The organism is Thermus sp. FJN-A (genome assembly GCF_054655095.1).
The window spans coordinates 1-970 of sequence record NZ_BAAHSC010000069.1 but is presented as its reverse complement, the minus strand read 5'-3'; the positions used below and the strand labels follow the sequence as shown (position 1 = coordinate 970).

Annotated in this window: 2 protein-coding genes; both read left to right on the top strand. The window is 74.8% G+C overall.

Annotation, left to right across the window (positions count from 1 at the left end):
• The coding region (locus tag ACYQ0J_RS00355) for a TolC family protein (RefSeq protein WP_460170240.1) at positions 1-505 on the top strand (505 nt) is incomplete at its 5' end.
• A 20-nt stretch (positions 506-525) separates the two neighbouring features.
• The coding region (locus ACYQ0J_RS00350; protein ID WP_460170239.1) for a hypothetical protein at positions 526-970 on the top strand (445 nt) is incomplete at its 3' end.

The following is a 970-nucleotide window of genomic DNA, read 5'->3' as shown; positions in this document are numbered from 1 at the left end:
ACTCGGGGCGCTCTCCGCCGAGGCGGGGGCCGCCCTGGCGGGGGAGTACGGGCAGGTGGCCCCCTCCTACCGCCTGGCCCTAAGCCTCAACCTGGCGGACCTCTTCCGGGACCGGGGCCCCGCCCTCCGGGCCCTCGAGGCCCGCGCCGAGGCCGCCCGGCGGGAGGCGAGGGTGCGGGTGGCGGAGGCCTTCTTCCGTTGGCTCGCCGCCCGGGAGGCGGCCCGGACCGCCGCCGACGGGGTGGAGGCGAGGGAGGCGGAGCTAAAGGCCCTCCAGGCCCGGGCCAGGGTGGGGGCCGCCGCCCCCCACGAGGTCCTGGCCGCCGCCGAGAGGCTTTCCCAGGCCCGCCTCGCCCTCTACCGGGCCAACCTGGACCTGGCCCTGGCCTTGGAGGACCTGGCTCGGGCCGTGGGCCTGCCCCTGGAGGCCCTGAGAGCCCTCCTAAGGCCCTTGGAGGGGGGAGGGGGCTCCCTTAGTACCCCCCAGGCCCGCGGGGGGCCTTAGGAACCTTTTAGGAGGGAAAGATGCGGCTTTTGGGAGTTTTTCTGCTTATCGCCCTCTCCGCCTGCGAGCCCCCGGTGGCCTCCCACCGGGAGGAGGTGCCCCTCCGCCTCTTCCGCTGGTCGGAGGACGCCCTCCTCCCCCCCGAGGTCCTGCCCGGGGAGCCCCTCTTGGCCGAGGTCCATCTCTACCGGACGGGGCTCGGGGTCCAGGCCCACCTGCGCCTCCAGGGGGGGCTTCCTTCCGAGGGGGATTGGGGCCTGCTCCTGGAGGAGGGGGAGCGGGTGGTGGTTGAGGCCATGGGGGAGGGCCGGGTAGAGGGGGGACAGGTGGCCTGGTTTCGGGCGGAGGGGCGGGCGGAGAACCCGGTGTGCGCCTGGTGGATGGTGAGCTTCTCCCCCGACCCCCGGCGGGAGGACGAGCGGGAGATGAGGCTCTACAACGCCTCGGGCCGGGTGTGCGAGGGGG